Here is an 833-nt window from a genome sequence, read left to right on the forward strand (position 1 = left end):
TCCGGTACCTGGAGAAGTACGCCGAGCACCACCGCCTGGAGATCGTCACCGGTGTCGAGGTGTCGCGCGTGGAGCGCACCGCCGACGGCACCGGCTGGCTGCTGCACGCCACCGGCGGCCGTGAGCTGACCGGCGCCGCGGTCGTCGTGGCCACCGGGTACAACCACACGCCCCGCGTCCCCGACTGGCCCGGCCTGGACACGTACACCGGCGAGTTCCTGCACGCCGGCGCGTACCGCAACGCGCGGCCGTTCGCCGGACGGGACGTGCTCGTCGTGGGGGTCGGCAACACGGGGGCCGAGATCGCCGTCGACCTGGTGGAGGGCGGGGCCTCCCGGGTGCGGCTGGCGGTGCGCACCCCTCCGCACATCGTGCGCCGCTCGACCGCGGGCNNGTCCCGGGTCCAGGCGAAGGTGGCCCTGCCCGACCTGTCGGACCGGGGCCTCCCCCGCCCCGGCCCCGGTCTGTACAGCCGGGTGCTGGAGGGGGCCATCCCCGTGCAGGACGTCGGCCTGGTCGACGCCGTGCGCAAGGGGGCGGTGGAGGTCGTGGGCGCCGTGGAGCGGTTCGAGGACGGCGAGGTCGTGCTCGCCGGCGGGGACCGGATCGCCCCGGAGGCGGTCGTCGCGGCCACGGGGTACGTCCGCGCGCTGGAGGGCCTGGTCGGCCACCTCGGCGTCCTCGACCACCGCGGCAGACCGGTCGTCCACGGCGCCCGCACCGCGGACGGCGCTCCCGGTCTCCACTTCACCGGCTTCACCAACCCCATCAGCGGCACCCTGCGCGAACTGGCCCTCGACGCACGGCGGATCGCCGGGGCGGTGGCCCGCGAC

Annotated in this window: 1 protein-coding gene; it reads left to right on the plus strand. The window is 76.3% G+C overall.

Translation table 11 applies throughout. The annotated features are described in order from the left end of the window. A partial coding sequence (locus tag B7L92_RS38290) for a flavin-containing monooxygenase (RefSeq protein WP_081241655.1) occupies nucleotides 1–833 on the plus strand: 833 nt, incomplete at both ends.

This window comes from Streptomyces viridosporus, from assembly GCF_002078235.1.
GTDB classification, from domain to species: Bacteria; Actinomycetota; Actinomycetes; order Streptomycetales; family Streptomycetaceae; genus Streptomyces; species Streptomyces viridosporus.